Annotated in this window: 16 protein-coding genes; 5 read left to right on the top strand and 11 right to left on the bottom strand. The window is 40.8% G+C overall.

The window, feature by feature from the left end; translation table 11 throughout:
- Positions 1-19: 19 nt before the first annotated feature.
- From ACQY4U_RS11755 to fdhD, 3 genes are read right to left on the bottom strand one after another with little or no spacing between them, the layout of a single operon-like run.
- Positions 20-2,338, bottom strand: a complete 2,319-nt coding sequence (locus ACQY4U_RS11755; protein WP_428329604.1) for an FdhF/YdeP family oxidoreductase — start codon at positions 2,336-2,338, stop codon at positions 20-22.
- Positions 2,335-2,691: a DUF7009 family protein gene (locus tag ACQY4U_RS11750; protein WP_428329603.1), complete on the bottom strand. Its 357-nt coding sequence runs from the start codon at positions 2,689-2,691 to the stop codon at positions 2,335-2,337. Before ACQY4U_RS11750 ends, ACQY4U_RS11755 begins: the two co-directional genes overlap by 4 nt.
- Positions 2,675-3,544, bottom strand: coding sequence for a formate dehydrogenase accessory sulfurtransferase FdhD (gene fdhD / locus ACQY4U_RS11745; RefSeq protein WP_428329602.1), 870 nt, complete (start codon positions 3,542-3,544; stop codon positions 2,675-2,677). The genes ACQY4U_RS11750 and fdhD overlap by 17 nt, the downstream gene beginning before the upstream one ends.
- Before the next feature lie 111 nt (positions 3,545-3,655).
- On the opposite strand from fdhD, the gene ACQY4U_RS11740 reads away from it, so the two are divergent.
- Together ACQY4U_RS11740 and ACQY4U_RS11735 are read left to right on the top strand one after the other, a co-directional pair.
- Complete coding sequence (locus ACQY4U_RS11740; RefSeq protein ID WP_428329601.1) at positions 3,656-3,898, top strand: MoaD/ThiS family protein; 243 nt, start codon at positions 3,656-3,658, stop codon at positions 3,896-3,898.
- Between the two features lie 10 nt (positions 3,899-3,908).
- Entirely contained in the window at positions 3,909-4,328 is a 420-nt protein-coding gene (locus tag ACQY4U_RS11735; protein WP_428329600.1) for a molybdenum cofactor biosynthesis protein MoaE, read from the top strand.
- Between the two features lie 8 nt (positions 4,329-4,336).
- Here the strand turns inward: ACQY4U_RS11735 and ACQY4U_RS11730 are convergent, their stop codons facing one another.
- Genes ACQY4U_RS11730 through moaA form a run of 5 tightly spaced genes read right to left on the bottom strand, consistent with a single transcriptional unit; the run spans position 4,337 to position 9,264 of the window.
- Positions 4,337-5,398, bottom strand: a complete 1,062-nt coding sequence (locus ACQY4U_RS11730) for a ThiF family adenylyltransferase (protein ID WP_428329599.1) — start codon at positions 5,396-5,398, stop codon at positions 4,337-4,339.
- Positions 5,395-6,555 carry an NTP transferase domain-containing protein gene (locus ACQY4U_RS11725; RefSeq protein ID WP_428329598.1) on the bottom strand — a complete coding sequence of 387 codons (1,161 nt, stop codon included), beginning with the start codon at positions 6,553-6,555 and terminating at the stop codon, positions 5,395-5,397. The genes ACQY4U_RS11730 and ACQY4U_RS11725 overlap by 4 nt, the downstream gene beginning before the upstream one ends.
- The gene (gene moaC / locus ACQY4U_RS11720; protein WP_428329597.1) at positions 6,539-7,009 is read right to left on the bottom strand and encodes a cyclic pyranopterin monophosphate synthase MoaC; all 471 of its coding nucleotides are present in this window, start codon (positions 7,007-7,009) and stop codon (positions 6,539-6,541) included. Before moaC ends, ACQY4U_RS11725 begins: the two co-directional genes overlap by 17 nt.
- Positions 7,010-7,052: 43 nt before the next feature.
- Positions 7,053-8,246 carry a molybdopterin molybdotransferase MoeA gene (locus ACQY4U_RS11715; protein ID WP_428329596.1) on the bottom strand — a complete coding sequence of 398 codons (1,194 nt, stop codon included), beginning with the start codon at positions 8,244-8,246 and terminating at the stop codon, positions 7,053-7,055.
- Between the two features lie 28 nt (positions 8,247-8,274).
- Positions 8,275-9,264, bottom strand: coding sequence for a GTP 3',8-cyclase MoaA (gene moaA / locus ACQY4U_RS11710; protein WP_428329595.1), 990 nt, complete (start codon positions 9,262-9,264; stop codon positions 8,275-8,277).
- Between the two features lie 214 nt (positions 9,265-9,478).
- Here moaA and ACQY4U_RS11705 point away from each other — a divergent pair, with 214 nt between their 5' ends.
- Positions 9,479-10,642, top strand: coding sequence for an XdhC family protein (locus ACQY4U_RS11705; protein ID WP_428329594.1), 1,164 nt, complete (start codon positions 9,479-9,481; stop codon positions 10,640-10,642).
- A gap of 4 nt (positions 10,643-10,646) precedes the next feature.
- On the top strand, positions 10,647-11,231 hold the full coding sequence (locus ACQY4U_RS11700; protein WP_428329593.1) for a nucleotidyltransferase family protein: 585 nt from the start codon (positions 10,647-10,649) through the stop codon (positions 11,229-11,231).
- A gap of 46 nt (positions 11,232-11,277) precedes the next feature.
- Here the strand turns inward: ACQY4U_RS11700 and ACQY4U_RS11695 are convergent, their stop codons facing one another.
- The 3 genes from ACQY4U_RS11695 to ACQY4U_RS11685 form a co-directional block, all read right to left on the bottom strand.
- The gene (locus ACQY4U_RS11695; RefSeq protein ID WP_428329592.1) at positions 11,278-12,459 is read right to left on the bottom strand and encodes an aldose epimerase family protein; all 1,182 of its coding nucleotides are present in this window, start codon (positions 12,457-12,459) and stop codon (positions 11,278-11,280) included.
- A gap of 37 nt (positions 12,460-12,496) precedes the next feature.
- The gene (locus tag ACQY4U_RS11690; RefSeq protein WP_428329591.1) at positions 12,497-13,576 is read right to left on the bottom strand and encodes a 1,4-beta-xylanase; all 1,080 of its coding nucleotides are present in this window, start codon (positions 13,574-13,576) and stop codon (positions 12,497-12,499) included.
- A 101-nt stretch (positions 13,577-13,677) separates the two neighbouring features.
- Entirely contained in the window at positions 13,678-14,547 is an 870-nt protein-coding gene (locus ACQY4U_RS11685) for an HAD-IIA family hydrolase (protein WP_428329590.1), read from the bottom strand.
- 274 nt (positions 14,548-14,821) lie between these two features.
- On the opposite strand from ACQY4U_RS11685, the gene ACQY4U_RS11680 reads away from it, so the two are divergent.
- Complete coding sequence (locus ACQY4U_RS11680; RefSeq protein WP_428329589.1) at positions 14,822-15,961, top strand: GAF domain-containing protein; 1,140 nt, start codon at positions 14,822-14,824, stop codon at positions 15,959-15,961.
- Positions 15,962-15,972 lie beyond the last annotated feature (11 nt).

Genomic DNA, 15,972 nt, shown 5'->3' with positions numbered 1-15,972 from the left:
AAGTATGGGCATATTAAATTCAGGATTGTGGTACGTGTTTCTTTATTTTGATGATCACTAACTTTGATGTTGGTGTATTACTTTTAAGGGCCACGCTGTCTATCGGTACCAAAACATTGGTTTCGGGGTAATAAGCTGCCGTATTTCTTTCCGGGATGTTGTAAGCTACAATTACAAATAACCGGGCTACACGTTCCTTATCGCCATAATAGTTAAACAGGTCAACCTTATCACCGGGTTTAAAGCCAGCCAGCAATATGTCTTTTTCGTTCATAAAAATCACGCGGCGTTCATTATGTACTCCCCGGTAACGGTCGTTTAAACCATAAATTGTAGTATTGAACTGATCATGGCTGCGGATGGTAGTCAGCATATACTCATCATCAGCTATTTTATGTACAGGTAGTTCTGTAACGGTAAAAGGTGCTTTACCATTAAATTCAGGCCCCTCAAATTTACCATCGCGAGCGGCATTGGGCAGGTAAAAACCACCCGGCTTGCGTACTTTTTGATTATAATCATCACAGCCGGGTATTACTTTGGCAATAATATCCCTCACCTCATCATAACTATTGGCATATTTATCCCAGTCAATTACCGATTTATCGCCCAAAGTAGCCTTAGCTAACTTACAAACTATCTGATTTTCGCTTAAAAGATCCTTAGAAATTGGTTCCAGGATTCCTTTTGACAGCTGTACCACTCCCATAGAATTTTCACAGCTGATGAACTGCGTTTCGCCGTTTAGCACATCCTTATCACTGCGTGATAAAGTTGGCAGAATAAGAGCCTCCTCCCCATGTACCAAATGGCTGCGGTTTAGCTTTGTGGATACATGCACACTAAGTTTTAGTTTACGCATGGCTTCGGCAGTGTAAACGGTATCCGGCGTAGCCGAAAGAAAGTTCCCTCCCATTGCAAAAAACACTTTCAACTTTCCTGCCTGCATGGCTTTTATTGATTTCACCACATCAAGCCCCTTTTCGCGCGGTGGTTCAAATCCAAAAACCTCTTTTAATTTATCCAACTGCTCCGGCTTCGGGTTTTCCCAAATCATCATGGTGCGGTTACCCTGCACGTTGCTATGCCCACGCACAGGGCATAAGCCCGCGGCGGGTTTACCAATGCTCCCTTTTAGTAGGGCAAGGTTCAAAATTTCTTTTATGGTGTCAACACCGTTAACCTGTTGTGTAACACCCATTGCCCAGCAAATAATGATCTTGCTTTTATGCTTTAAAATGTCTGCCGCTTCCTGCATCTGGCTGGTTGAAATACCACAGGCTTTGGACAGTACATCTACATCGTAATTTTTAATATGACTGATGAGTTCCTTATACCCTACTGTTTTATCTTTGATAAAATCCTTATCAAATACTTTTCCCGGCGTTAGCTGTTCAGCATCATAAAGCAGTTTTTCAATCCCCTTTAACAAGGCCATATCACCATTTATTTTAACCTGCAGATACAGATCGGCCAGCTGCACACTAAAACCTAATACCCCTTTTACTTTTTGAGGATCTTTAAATGCCATAAGGCCGGCCTCATGCAATGGATTTACTGCAATTATTTTCGCCCCGTTCTTTTTAGCTTTTTCAAGTGCCGAAAGCATCCGCGGATGGTTTGTGCCGGGGTTTTGCCCCATTATTATAATTATATCGGTATGGTAAAAATCATCAAGCGTAACTGTACCCTTACCTATCCCAATGGCTTCGGCCAATGCCACACTGGTTGATTCGTGACACATGTTTGAGCAATCGGGCATGTTATTGGTTCCATATTCGCGTACAAATAACTGGTACATAAATGAAGCCTCGTTGCTGGTTCTGCCCGAAGTATAAAATGCTGCCTCATCCGGCGATTTAAGACCGTTAAGCTTTTGCGCTATCTTTTTAAAAGCATCATCCCAGCTAATTGGCTGATAATGGGTAGCTCCCTTTGGTAAGTAAACAGGTTGGGCTATACGTCCTTTTTTACCGATCTCAAAATCGTTTAGTAATGACAGATCAGCCACAGCGTTTTGAGCAAAAAATTCGGCAGTAAGTTTTTTGGTCGTAGCTTCTTCTGCAAAGGCCTTCGCACCATTTTCACAATACTCGGCAACCGGCGATCGGTCATCATCCGGATCTGGCCAGGCACAGCCTGAACAATCAAAACCACCCTTTTTATTCATATGGAAAAGCCCATCCATCCCGCGGATAAAGCCCGCTTCTTCAATAACATCTTTCCCCGCTATGTAAACTGCCGGAATCCCTGCCGCCCATTTTTTTGGCTCGGTCAGTTTTAAATCCATCAATTTTTCAGGATTCTCGGCTTCAGGTTGTTTTATATGGCTGCTCATATTGTTTTTTGAAGTAATGGATTAGGATAATTATCACTTTGGTCTTCAGCAACATTATCTAAACAGGTAAAATCTTTTTCAACTAACAGGTGCAATTGCCCGGCACTATTTTCAAACCCAACTTTGTCAGTATCAGTTAACTCACTGACCATAAACCGGGGCACAAAAAGCGTGATGGCATTATTTTTAAATGCTGATGATAAAGCGGAGTCGTCCGTAAGTTGTATAGCATAAACAAGTGGCTGCCCGGTAAAATCCACCTTTTCTTCCAGGTAGCCCTTACCGGCAAGTTGTGCAACATCTGTACGGGTAAGCCTGTATCTTATGGCGTTACTTTTAATTCTGATCTTCATGTACGGGTAGTAATATGCGGTGTGCCGCTGTGTAAATATTAAAACGCTGGTTTCGTAAAAAACCAGCTAATGTGATGTTAAATTCTGCTGCCAGCTCAACAGCCAGGCTTGACGGTGCTCCTACTGATGCTATAATATTGATACCGGCCATAGTCGCTTTTTGAACCAATTCAAAACTTGCCCTGCCACTTAATAATAAGATGGATTTGTTAAGCGGTAACCAATTTTTATTTAAGGCAGCCCCTATCAGCTTATCCAATGCATTATGGCGGCCAACATCCTCACGTACCAATAGCAATTTGCCATCAGCATTAAACAATGCCGAAGCATGGAGCCCACCCGTATCTGCAAAAACTTCCTGGTGCTTTTGTAAAATACCGGGTAGCTCATAAAGCAATTCGCTGTTCACAGTTACGCTATCATCATCTTGCTGCAAAAAGGCACTTACTGTACGGATAGCACTGATTGAACCTTTACCACAAATGCCACAACTTGATGTTGTATAAAAATTACGCTCAGTGTTTTGCAGGTGTGGTGTAGTACCGTCTTTTAGTTTAACTACAATTACGTTTTCCTTATTTTCGGCGCAGGCAATAAAATGATGGTTTATCTCGTCTAAATCAGCTTTACCTTTTATAATACCTTCGGTAAATAAAAAACCGGTAGCCAACTCGGCATCATTGCCTGGCGTACGCATGGTGACTGATACATTGTGCATTTTTTGTTCGCCACCAGGATTATATTGCAGCCGGATCTCCAATGGCTCCTCAATAGCGAGCGAATCAGAAGTAGTTGTTCCTCCATCATCCTTAACCCTTACAATGCTTACTTTTTTGATTGAACTGGCACCCATAATCAAATATACAAATCTGACAAGGGTTTGTTCTGGTATTTAAATATTGTTTATTCGGAAATTTTACTTTTATGTTGACCTGATATAAGGATTTTGCCATATTTTTGAATAATGAGAATTAAGGTACTGGCATTTGGCATTGCAAAGGATATTTTCGGGAGGTCGTCAGTTGATCTGGAACTGACGAATGATGCAACGGTATCAAATTTAAAATACCTGTTAGAGCATCAATACCCGCCGCTTAAACAACTGGCATCGTACATGATTGCCGTAAATAACGAATACGCTTTGTTGGAAGATAACCTGCACGAGCGGGACGAGATAGCGATAATTCCACCGGTTAGCGGCGGATAAGGAGAGAAAATTGAATACAGATATATTAATTTCGGCAACCGAATTAAATACACAATCAGCAATAGATCAGATCATGTCGCCCGATTCTGGTGGTATAGATGTGTTTATTGGCACCGTACGTAATGCTACAAAAGGAAAGGCCGTTTTACGCCTTGAATTTGAGGCTTATGAACCTATGGCTATTGCCGAAATGGAAAAGATTGCCAAACAGGCATTTGAGCAATGGCCCGTTCAAAAAATACTGATCCATCACCGTACCGGTGTGTTGGAGGTGGGTGAAATCCCGGTAATTATTGCGGTATCGGCCGCACACCGCGCCGCAGCTTTTGATGCCTGTCGGTATATTATTGATACCCTAAAGCAAACTGTACCCATCTGGAAAAAGGAAATATTTGAAGACGGGGAGATTTGGGTAGCTGCACACCCCTGACCATATAATTACCCTGCTGATTCGTTCCAGGCTTTCAAGCCGCCTTCTAATGAGAAAATATGGGCATCAGGATATTTCTTTTTAACGATCTTAACTGCTTCGGCGCTTCGCTTACCTGATGCACAATAAAATACAATACGATCAGCAGCATCCATTTCAAAATCATTTACTTCCAGATCGCTTAGCGGGATATGCATACCGCCAATATCAAATGCGGCTCTTTCTTCAGCGGTGCGTACATCAACCAGTTCAACAGTATTTTGAAGAAGCGAATTTTTAAGATCGGCAACTGATATGGTGGGAATATCTATCGTTTCAACGAGTTTGGTAATGCGGGAATGTGTTTTATCGCCAATTTTTATTACCCGGCTTTGCATGGTTTGAGCATCAAATACCAGCATTTTACCTGCAAGCAAGTCGCCTGTTTTGGTGATGTATTTAATAACCTCATTAGCCTGCATGCAGCCAATTATCCCTGCAAGCGTTGGTATTACACCACCTTCGGCACAATTAGGGATTTGCGAGGCATCAACCTTTGTGAAAAGATCACGGTAGTTGGGGGTCCTTTTACCTGCTTCGTTCTCTACATTCCATACGGCCACCTGGCCTTCGTACTGGTAAATAGCACCATAAACAACAGGTTTACCTTTAATGGCTGCGGCATCATTTAATAAATAGCGGGTATCAAAATTGTCGGTACCATCTAAAATGATGTCATAACCGCTTATCATCTCCATCACATTATGTGATGTGATGCGCACATCAAGCGGCACTAATTTTATACCCGGGTTTTGCTTTTGCAGCCGTTCACAGGCAATAATTGCTTTGTTTTTCCCGGCATCAGCAGGCGTATATAATACCTGCCTATGCAGATTACTTACTGAAACAATATCATTATCGGCTATTGCCAAAGTACCAATCCCGGCCGCAGTTAAATATTGAGCTGCGGGGCAGCCCAAGCCACCTGCACCCACTATCAGCACCCTTGCATTTTGCAGTAACTGCTGGGTGTACTCGCTAAAACCGGGTAAAGCAATCTGGCAACTATATCTTAAAAATTCGGGATTCATTGGGTAGCTGTTTTTTGATGTAGTTCGCGTTTTATTCTGTCCAGTTCTTCTGGGGTATTCACATTGGTTAAATCTGCCGGGGCTTTTGCATTTAATATATGCACATCGCTGTTTATTAAAACTTTGCGCGGGCACGAATAGCCCTGTGCTAAAAACGATAACAGAACCGTGTAGCTTTTAGGTTCCCAAATGGTAATTAACGGCTCCGGGAAATCATTAAAAGTACTTTGATAAGCCGTGGCTATGGAAGCTGTATTCCGGTTATCTGTTAGGTATCGCAGCGTTTCTGCATTAATCAGCGGCAAGTCGCAGGCAACAATCAGCCAGGCACTATCCGGCTGCTCCCTGAATGCCGAAAGAATTGCCCCAAACGGACCTAAGCCGGTAAAGGTATCCGGAATATTCGGATAGACTGGGTCTATCTCCTTTTGCTGATCGGCCCTGCATGATATAAAAACATCTTTACAAAAAGGCTTCAGTATATCGGCAATATGGTAGCGCTGTTCTTTACCGTGCCAGTTAACCGCACCTTTGTCAAATCCCATGCGCTGGCTTTTACCACCAGCTAATACCAATCCGTTTAAAACAGGCTTTGCCTGCTCCATTTTTGATTTAAAAAAAGCAATGATCCTGTCTGTCTCGTCCAAACGATAAACAGGTAATTGCTGCCAGTTGGGCACGGCATCTTTTATAAAATCAAATATCTCATCCGTATCAGCCAGCAAAATCATTTGCACATTGGTTAGCTGTTCTACACGTTTTTGAAGGGAAGCCCTTTTATTGTTGTAAATGATAACTACCTGTGCCTTTGCCTGGTGGTGGTTGCCATTGGCTATCACCAGATCAGCCTGTGAAAAAGTATCCTTAAATTTAAAAGAATTAAATGCAGCTTGATAGTTAAGCTGCCGGTAATTTACTTTGTCGATATATTCCAAAGCAGCACCATTTGATAAGCGGCCGGGTAATAATTCTATATCATCGTTATGCGTAGTATCAACATAAGCACATTTATGATCGGCAGATAGCGCGCTGATGATTTGATCTGCAAGGAGTTTGATAGCCGTACAGGTGCCACCAACAATTGCCCACTCATTCCGGTTAAAAGCACAAAATGCAGGCCTTGTTAATGCTGTATGTTTTTTATGCTCTTTTGACATCGCGTTTTCCCCCAGTTTTCTCCAACAGCCTTGTTTCACTGATAACTATATCATGGCTCATAGCTTTACACATATCATAAACGGTTAATGCTGCTATTGATGCACCCACCAAAGCCTCCATTTCAACACCTGTTTTAGCGGTTATGGTGGCAGTACATTCAATAACAACTTCATGTTTGTGGTTAAGGGCTATGGTAACCTTACAATTATCTAAACCCAGCGGGTGACAAAGCGGGATCAGCTCCCCAGTTTTTTTGGCCGCCATAATACCAGCAATAATAGCGATCTGAAATACAGAGCCCTTTTTTGTTTGCAGGTCGCCATCAGTTAAGTGTTGCAACACTTCCTCAGGCAGCACAACTATACTTTGCGCAACAGCAGTACGCTTTGTTACCTGCTTTTCGCTTACATCAACCATTGCAGGGTTGCCTTGTTTATCTAAGTGGGTGATCACAGATTTTTACTGATTTATTATTTGATTTCACTGATTTTTATGCTCAAAAAGGTAATATCTTATAAATTTCGCCCTTTTCAAATTCATTCTTATCTAATGGTAACTCCATAAAGGCATCTGTATCAGCCAGGTTCGCAAAATCACCTGATCCGTTACCTTCAACAGGGTCAGCCATTAGCTGGCAATTTTCATTTTGGTGAAGCTTTACCTGCAAAAAATAAGTTAACTGATGCGGAAAGCTTAAACGGCTATTCAATACTGCATAAACAGGTGGTTTTGGCTCAACACCCAACGATGCCTGTAACCACGGTAAAAAGTACCTGTGCAGGCACATAAACGTTGCAACCGGGTTACCCGGAAATGCAAATACTAACTGACCATTACCATGCTTACCAAACCAAAATGGTTTACCCGGCCGTTGCTGAACTTTATGAAAAAGTTGCTCAACCTGTAAATCAGCCAGGGCTTGTGGTATATAATCAAACTTACCCATTGATATGCCGCCGCTTAAAAGCAATACATCATAATTTTCAAGGCAGGTTTTTAACTGCTTTTTTATTATTTCGGGATCATCAGGTAAGTGTAGCATGCCCGCTTCCAAACCATGTTGTTGTAATACAGCTTTAACCGTATAATTGTTTGAGCGGCGGATCTGGTATTGCGTAGGCGTTTCTGCCACATCAACCAGTTCATCGCCCGAGGATAGGATAACTACTCGGGGTAATTTCTTCACCCTTAACTCAGACTCACCTACCGATGCTACCAAACTAATGATGGCCGGGGTTATTACCTGGCCAATATGAGCAACCAGATCATCCTTCCTTTTATCCTTACCCTGGTAATGAATATTCTGGCCTCTTTTTATATCATCAGTTACCAGTGTTGCTAAACCGGCCCTTAACTCAAGATTCTCATACCTGATCACTGTATCAACCGATGGCGGCAGCATGGCTCCTGTCATTATTTCAATACATTCGGTATGCTCATCTATACCTGTTGGCACATCACCGGCAGCCTGTGTTGCTTTGATGCGAAACGTGCTGATACCATTTTCAATAGCATTATAATTAACAGCCACACCATCCATTGTAACCCTGTTAAAGGGTGGAAAATCTCTGTCGGCTTTAATATTCTCGGCCAGTACGCGGCCTACTGCGGTATCAAAAGGAACAATTTCTGCACCGTATTCTGTAGCCTGTTGTAATATTATTTTTTCGGCTTCCTCAACAGTAATCATATAACCGGTATTTTATAATTTATAAATTTTATCCACCAATGGTAGCCATTGATTCATGTACACCTGTGCGTACAACACGCAGTTGTTCGGCCTCCCAGCCATCTTTTGCTTTGTTATTAAAGGCATTTAATAATATAGCTTTCATATCCTGCTCGTTAACACCATCGCGCATCAGGTTTTTAATATTTAATGCGCCATCGTCATATAAACAGGTTTTCAAAGTACCTTCAGGTGTGATACGGATGCGGTTGCAGGAGCCGCAAAATGTACGCGAATAAGCAGCAATAATACCTACACTCCCCTTATGCCCAGGCACCTGGTAATTATATGCTGTTGAATATAGCGGATCAGTGATTTTTTGAAGATCAGGATATTTGCTCTTTATTTCTTCCAAAATCCGGATATGATCCCATTTTAAACCATCGTAAATATGTCCATCGCCGTTAAAAGGCATTTCCTCAATAAAGCGCACACTTACAGGCAGATCCCTGGTCAATTGCACCAGCGGAATAATATCCTGTATGTTTTTGCCATCCATTACTACGGCATTTATCTTTACTTCAATATCATGCTTTAATAATTGGTGCAGGGTATCCATCACATCGGCAAATTCATCGCGCTTGGTGATTGCAAAAAAACGGCCTGCATCCAAAGTATCCAGGCTTAAATTAACCGAGGTTACGCCTATTCTTTTTAATTCGGCCACATGCGGGGCTGTTAAAACGCCATTGGTGGTAATGGTAAGTTCCTTTAGTCCCTCAAGCTCTGAAAGGGCAGTTAGAAACTGCATAATATCCTTACGTACAAAAGGCTCTCCTCCTGTAATCCGGATCTTTTCGATACCCATTTTTACCAGTAGTGTACAGCTTTGCAGCATTTCTTCATAGGTCATCAGTTCCTTGCGGGATAACCAATCCAAACCCTCCTCGGGCATGCAATAAAAGCACCGCAGGTTACATCTGTCTGTAACTGCAAGCCGCAGGTAATTTATTTTCCGTCCGTGATTATCTAATAACAATTATCTGCCCCCTAAAAAATTAAAACAAAACCATGGCTATTAACTGTTAATTGCCTTAGCTACGTAAAAGTAAATATTACAAATTAGTTCAATGTTTTTTGAATGTACTTTTATGTCATAAATATTACAATCATGCTGCTGCAACAGGGTATGATTATAGTGCTGAATTTTATTACCTATTGAACTATATTTGTTATTTTAACCACCCGCCTGTATGAAGGAACTGCAAGACATAGTAAACGCATTTGAACAGGCTGCCAAAAATGGCAAACAAACCGCTTTGGCAACCGTGGTGCTGGTGGAAGGTTCCTCCTACCGCAGGGCGGGCGCGCGGATGCTGGTTACCGACGACGGGCAGTTAACAGGAGCCATAAGCGGCGGCTGTTTAGAGGGCGATGCCCTGCGCAAGGCTCGTTTGGCAATGGCCAAAAACAAGCCTATGCTGGTTACTTATGATACTACCGACGATGATGATGCCAAATTTGGTGTTGGCCTGGGCTGTAACGGAATAATCCATATATTGATTGAGCCACTTTTTCCGGAACGTACAGATAACCCCATTAACCTTTTTAAGCATTTTTTAAGTAAACGGGAGCCTGTAGTACTAATAACACTATTTTCATTAAATAACAGGCAGGCTGCCCAGCCCGGTACCTGTTTATTATTAACTGCCGATGAGCATACCATTGGTAACATTCCCGACGATGATATAAGGGACGCCTTGCTTGCGGATGCCAAAAACGTACTTAAAAATGGCAACTCGGTAACTAAAACTTATGTTTATGGCAATGGCTTTACCTGTTTTATTGAGTTGATGAGGCCCGCGGTTTCGCTGGTGATATTTGGTGCGGGTAATGATGCCATCCCGCTGGTGCAGTTTGCTGCAGTTTTAGGCTGGCATATTACCTTGGTTGATGGTCGGGCAAACTATGCTGTACGTGAAAGATTCCCGCAGGTAAAAAAAATAGTTATTGCTAAACCGGAGCAGGTTCTACCACAAATTGTACTGGACGACCGCACCGTAGTTGTGTTGATGACCCATAATTATAACTATGATATAGCTATGCTGCGCCAATTGTTACCGCTACAACTAACTTATGTGGCTGCCCTGGGGCCAAAAAAACGTTTAAGCCGGATGCTGGACGAATTAAATGATGAAGGCATAAGTGTAACTTCAGCACAACTGAATAGCATTTATGGCCCTGCGGGATTAGATATAGGATCGGAAAATTCGGATGAGATCGCTTTATCTATCATTTCAGAAATGCAGGCTGTGTTAAATAAAAGAACGGGTAATTCCTTACGTTACAAAATACTTGTGCACGACCGTAATATTGAGAACCTGATTCAGCAAGAATTACCGGTGAGCGATAATTGAAAATATGACAGGTATAATTATCCTTGCAGCAGGCTCATCAAGCAGGTTGGGTAAACCCAAGCAAAATATAGTTTACCAGGATAAAACCCTGCTCCAAAAAACAATAGAAACCGCACTTGCAGTAGCAGGCAATCCGGTGATAGTAGTATTAGGCGCAAACAGCCATGTAATTAAACCAACAATTGAGCATCTGCCTATAACCATAGTTTACAATGAGGATTGGCAGCAAGGGATGGCATCATCTATCCGCTCAGGACTTAATGAATTACGAAATACAAGCCCTGATAAATCAGCTGTACTTTTAATGCTGTGCGATCAACCCTTTGCAGATATCGAACTTATTAATCTGCTTATTACCAATCATCAGGAAAATGGAATCACTGCATCAGCTTATAATGATACAACAAGGCCACCGGCTATTTTTGATAAATACTATTTTGATGAATTACTTAAACTAAAAGGCAGCGAAGGAGCTAAAAAGCTTTTACTTAAATATGCTGATACAGTAAATACAATTCCATTCCCCCTGGGAAGCATAGATATTGATACCTTGAAAGATGTTGATGAACTCAACAAAAAAGCCCTCTAAACTAAAAGTTCAAAGGGCATTTTCTATATGTGAAATAAAAATTATTTTATTTGTTAACTGAGAACTTATAGATAGTTACTGTTTTATAAGTTTGACCCGGTTTTAAAGTAGTGGTAGGGAATTGCGGCTGATTAGGTGAATCAGGGAAATGCTGGGTTTCCATTGCAAAACCAGTGCGGTGTTCATCCTTTTTTCCGCCCCAGATGGTATTTGAACCATCCATAAAATTACCGCTGTAAAATTGCAGTCCTGGCTCCTCGGTAAAAATCTCCATTTTAATACCACTCAGGTCGCCAATAACGGTTGCAACCGGGGTTGTAATATCGTGTTTGTCTAACACATAGTTATGATCATAACCTTTACCATTTTTTAGCTGCTCATCTTTTGTTTCGATACGGGCACCAATGGTGGTTGCGGTACTAAAATCAAACGGTGTGCCTGCAACAGGTACAATTTTCCCTGTAGGGATAAGTGTAGAATCTACCGGGGTAAAGTTAGCTGCCTTAAACTGGACAGTATGGTTTAATATAGTCCCGCTACCAGCACCGTTAAGGTTAAAGTATGAGTGGTTAGTTAAGTTTACAACAGTAGTTTTATCTGTAGTAGCTTCGTAGCTAATCTTAACCGCATTATCGTCAGTAAGCTCATACGTTACTTTACATTGCAGGTTACCTGGATAACCTTCTTCCATATCTTTTGATAGATAGGTAAGCGTAATGGTATGGTCATCAATTTGTTTGGCATCCCACATTACATCATTAAAACCAACCTTGCCCCCATGTAATGAGTTTGGTTTATTATTTATGAAAAGCGTATATGCTTTACCTTCTAAAGTGAAATGGCCTTTGGCAATACGGTTGCCATAGCGGCCAATAGTTGCACCATAATAGTTTGAAAGTGCTTTTTTATAACTGTCAATATCATCAAAGCCGATGGCAACATCGGTTAGTTTTCCGGCTTTATCTGGTATTAAAAGGCCAACCAGGTGAGCCCCGTAATTAGCGATAGCTGCCTGTACCCCATTTTTATTTTTAAGCAGGTATAAATGGCCTTGTTTGCCATCTAATGTTTTTTCAAATCCTTTGGCTGGCGGTAAAGTTGCCTGCGAAGTGCTGTCAGTCATAGTTGTTGTGGTGGTCGTGGTTTTTGCTGGTTGATTACAGGCTGCAAAATACATGATGCAGGCTGGTAAAATTACTGGTAAAAGGTTTTTAAAATTTGATCTCATTGGTATTTAGTTTAGTATTGATTGGTTTTATAATGGGTTATTTACCGTTTAGTTTTTTTATCAGGTCTGTTTCCTGCTGGCTAAACGGTGTCCCATCTTTCCTGAAAACATCATGAAACCATACTTTTGGTTCGCTGCCATCGGGCATTGGCTTATCCCAGGCATAAATGGTGTTTGTTTTTCCGCTTACAAAGCCCCAGTTAATCGCGCCTACATTTTCCTGTTTCAGCATGGGCATGGTATTTTCAAAAGTGCTGTTGCGTGTACGTGCCATATACTCGGTACATATTACCGGGCGGTTATTTATTTTTAACAGCTGTACAATCCTTTGATGCATTTCAGGTACTTCATAGCAATGGTAAGTTATAACATCGGAGTTTTGAAGCTGTATCTTATTCAGCTCCACCAAGCTCCAATCCCACATACCCGCGCTAACCGGCTGGTCGGGAGCAACAGCATGCGCCCACGCAAATACTTTATTAAGTAAAACTGCCGATTTAAAATTCTTGTTGCCATTACCCGGCTCATTATATAAATCCCAAAGCAAAATACGGTCATCGTGCTTAAAGGTAGTCAGTATATCGTCCACATAAGCTTTTAATGCTGCAAAGTCTGCCGGGCTTGTTAATGGCTTCCCCGGATCCTGCATCCAGCCAGAATTGTGGATACCGGGTTTAGGATCAGGTTGTTTGCCCGGTTTTGCATTGGGGTTCCAACAATCATCAAAAAACACAAAAATGGTTTGTATATGATGCTTATTGGCTATGGTTAGGTATTTATTGATGCGGTTTTTAAAGCCTTTAGGGTCTTCTTTCCAAACAACGCTATGTAAAAACACACGCATGGCGTTAAATCCAATTCCTTCGGCATAGGCAAGCTCGCGGTCAATAGTTTCTGGGTCGAAGGTATCTGCCTGCCACATCTCTAATTGATTTATGGCCGTACTCGGTATAAAATTTGAACCGTTTATCCATTTATGCCTTGCATACCAGCTATTGGCCCTGGCTGCCGACCATATTTTAGGCGATGAGTTACTGCTCTTTTTACTTTGTGCCAAAGCTGCAAATGTCAGCAGGACAAGAAAAAAAGTTAATAAAAATGAATTTTTAACGCTCATAATAATTGGTGAACAATAAAGAGGTTTAATTTGGCTATCTCAAAAGTGAAAAAAATAATTGTAAAAACAACACTTAAAAATAAAAATTTATCAGGTTATTTTCAAAAATCAAAACCACCTGTTTTAACTACTGCATTATCACAAATATAGGTTGGCACAATACCAGTGGCTGTTATACGGGCTTCGGCATCATTAGGCAAAGTATTGCCTGATAATACTAAAACTGTATCTAACCCAAATTTATTGCCACCTAAAATATCTGTTTGCAGGGTATCCCCTACCATTACAATTTCCTTTTTGCTGATGGGCCTGTAATTACGGATCATGTCATAAGCAAACATAAACATCTGCGAGTCGGGCTTACCGAAACGGATAAACTGTTTGCCAACAATATTTTCAACCATTGAGGCTATACCGCCTATGGCAATAGCTACATCACTAACCGAACGCGGGTAAGCATGGTCGGTATTGGCTACAATAACGGGGATAGTTCTTTTACGCAGGATGTTTACCGTTTTATTCAAATCATCGCACCAGTCAAAACCTTCATCATCTAAAAATATAAGGGCATTTACTTTATCAAGGTTAGTAATATTGATCTGGCTTACCGGCAGCGTATGCAAACCCGATGAATCAATATAATGGGCAGAATCTTCGGTACCTAAGTAAGCAACTATCCCATCATCTACTTTCAAATCAAGATACTCTTTGGTAAGCATGCCCGATGAAATGACCCGGTCGGGCGTTATGGCTGTTAATCCTGCACGGTGATAGCTCTCGGCCAACTGTACAGGGCTGCGCGAGGCATCATTGGTAACTATATAGTATTCCTTTTTAGTAGCTTCAAGGTAGGCAAAAGTATCCTCTATACCCGGTACCAAGCCCTGGTATGTTTTAATTACTCCAAACGCATCAAAAAACACCACTTCGTATTTATCAATGATCGACTTAAAGTTTTCAATGCGTTTCATTATTAGCTGTTGATAAAAGGGCGAGTCCGAATATAAGGTTTTTTGGCTTTATGGTTTATTTTGAATGCATCTGTTGGCCGGAAATTGTCCAAGAAATATCTTAAATTACTGATTTACAGTAATTTTTGACCTTAAAACTATTCATATCTATTTATCCTGAAAAAAGCCAAAAATAGGTTTCAAGCACTTCAGGGTCTATTTGAGTAAGTGGACTGGTAATTGCGGCCCTTTAAGTTTACTAAACTCTTAGCTGATGTATATTAATCTTTATAGTATGAAAAATTCAGAAACTAAAAGACTCGAAATAGTAAATCATTATGAAACACTTAATTTAAATAGCAATAAAGAATTAAATGATCTTGTTACGCTTGCAATTGAAATAAGTGATGCGCCAATTGCATTTATATCATTAATGGGTGCCGATACACAATGGATAAAGTGGCGATCGGGCATTGACATTGAAGAAAACAGCCGTGAAAACTCTTTTTGTAAGTATTTAATAAATACAACCAAAGTTATGGTGGTGCCCGATACATTAAACGATGAACGTTTTGTAAACAATCCTGCTGTTACGGGCGAAATGGCTGTACGTTTTTATGCCGGTGCCCCTTTAATTAATGCTTCCGGGTATCATATAGGCTCTATTTGTGTTATTGATAAAAAGCCAAGGTTGTTTTCGTACAAGCAAAAAAAGCTGCTTGCTATTTTGGCCAGGCAGGTATCTTCCATTATGGAATTACAGCTCAGCATACAGATAATTGAGCAGCACAATTCAGAAATGAATACCGAGAAAGAAAAAACGGTTAATTCAGAACATAAATTAAGGGCATTTTTTAACAGTTCGGCCACCTGCCATACGCTGATAGATAAAGGAATGAATATTCTTGATTTTAATAACGCCACAGCCGTGCACATCAAAAAGCTTTATCATAAAAAAATAGAAGCAGGAAAGAACATATTGCAATATGTAAATACCTCCTATAAAAGCGATTTTATAAAGTATATTAAAAGTGCCTTTGCAGGCAGAAGCACCCATAAAGAAATATTACTGGACTTTGGAAAAAAATCTGATTGGTGGAATATATCTTTTGAACCCATTAAAGATGAAAAGGGAAATATTATAAGCGTAGCTAACAGTGCAACAGATATTAACGATCAAAAGCAACAACTGATGGAGATAAAAGATCAAAACAGACTGCTTTTAAGAATTGCCTACATTCAATCGCACGAGTACCGTAAACCTGTGGCTACCATACTTGGCTTAATGAACATTATAAAAGATAACAATTACAAATCAAGCAAAAAGTGTTTAATACTAATGGAAAAAACGGTTAATGAGCTTGATGACACCATCAAAAATATAGTAAACTCAATAGAGTATAAATTCTCTGATTATGCTATGCTCCCGCTTTAATACACAGTGTC

It is taken from the genome of Mucilaginibacter sp. (assembly GCF_965277465.1).
Lineage (GTDB): Bacteria > Bacteroidota > Bacteroidia > Sphingobacteriales > Sphingobacteriaceae > Mucilaginibacter.
The sequence above is the reverse complement of the archived record's forward strand: the minus strand, read 5'-3'. Positions and strand labels throughout refer to the sequence as shown.

Bases quoted from the DNA above. Each gene is read 5' to 3' on its own strand.
- ACQY4U_RS11755 (WP_428329604.1), bottom strand. From the start codon at position 2,338: ATGAGCAGCCATATAAAACAACCTGAAGCCGAGAATCCTGAAAAATTG.
- ACQY4U_RS11750 (WP_428329603.1), bottom strand. From the start codon at position 2,691: ATGAAGATCAGAATTAAAAGTAACGCCATAAGATACAGGCTTACCCGT.
- fdhD (WP_428329602.1), bottom strand. From the start codon at position 3,544: ATGGGTGCCAGTTCAATCAAAAAAGTAAGCATTGTAAGGGTTAAGGAT.
- ACQY4U_RS11740 (WP_428329601.1), top strand. From the start codon at position 3,656: ATGAGAATTAAGGTACTGGCATTTGGCATTGCAAAGGATATTTTCGGG.
- ACQY4U_RS11730 (WP_428329599.1), bottom strand. From the start codon at position 5,398: ATGAATCCCGAATTTTTAAGATATAGTTGCCAGATTGCTTTACCCGGT.
- ACQY4U_RS11725 (WP_428329598.1), bottom strand. From the start codon at position 6,555: ATGTCAAAAGAGCATAAAAAACATACAGCATTAACAAGGCCTGCATTT.
- ACQY4U_RS11715 (WP_428329596.1), bottom strand. From the start codon at position 8,246: ATGATTACTGTTGAGGAAGCCGAAAAAATAATATTACAACAGGCTACA.
- ACQY4U_RS11705 (WP_428329594.1), top strand. From the start codon at position 9,479: ATGAAGGAACTGCAAGACATAGTAAACGCATTTGAACAGGCTGCCAAA.
- ACQY4U_RS11700 (WP_428329593.1), top strand. From the start codon at position 10,647: ATGACAGGTATAATTATCCTTGCAGCAGGCTCATCAAGCAGGTTGGGT.
- ACQY4U_RS11695 (WP_428329592.1), bottom strand. From the start codon at position 12,459: ATGAGATCAAATTTTAAAAACCTTTTACCAGTAATTTTACCAGCCTGC.
- ACQY4U_RS11690 (WP_428329591.1), bottom strand. From the start codon at position 13,576: ATGAGCGTTAAAAATTCATTTTTATTAACTTTTTTTCTTGTCCTGCTG.
- ACQY4U_RS11685 (WP_428329590.1), bottom strand. From the start codon at position 14,547: ATGAAACGCATTGAAAACTTTAAGTCGATCATTGATAAATACGAAGTG.
- ACQY4U_RS11680 (WP_428329589.1), top strand. From the start codon at position 14,822: ATGAAAAATTCAGAAACTAAAAGACTCGAAATAGTAAATCATTATGAA.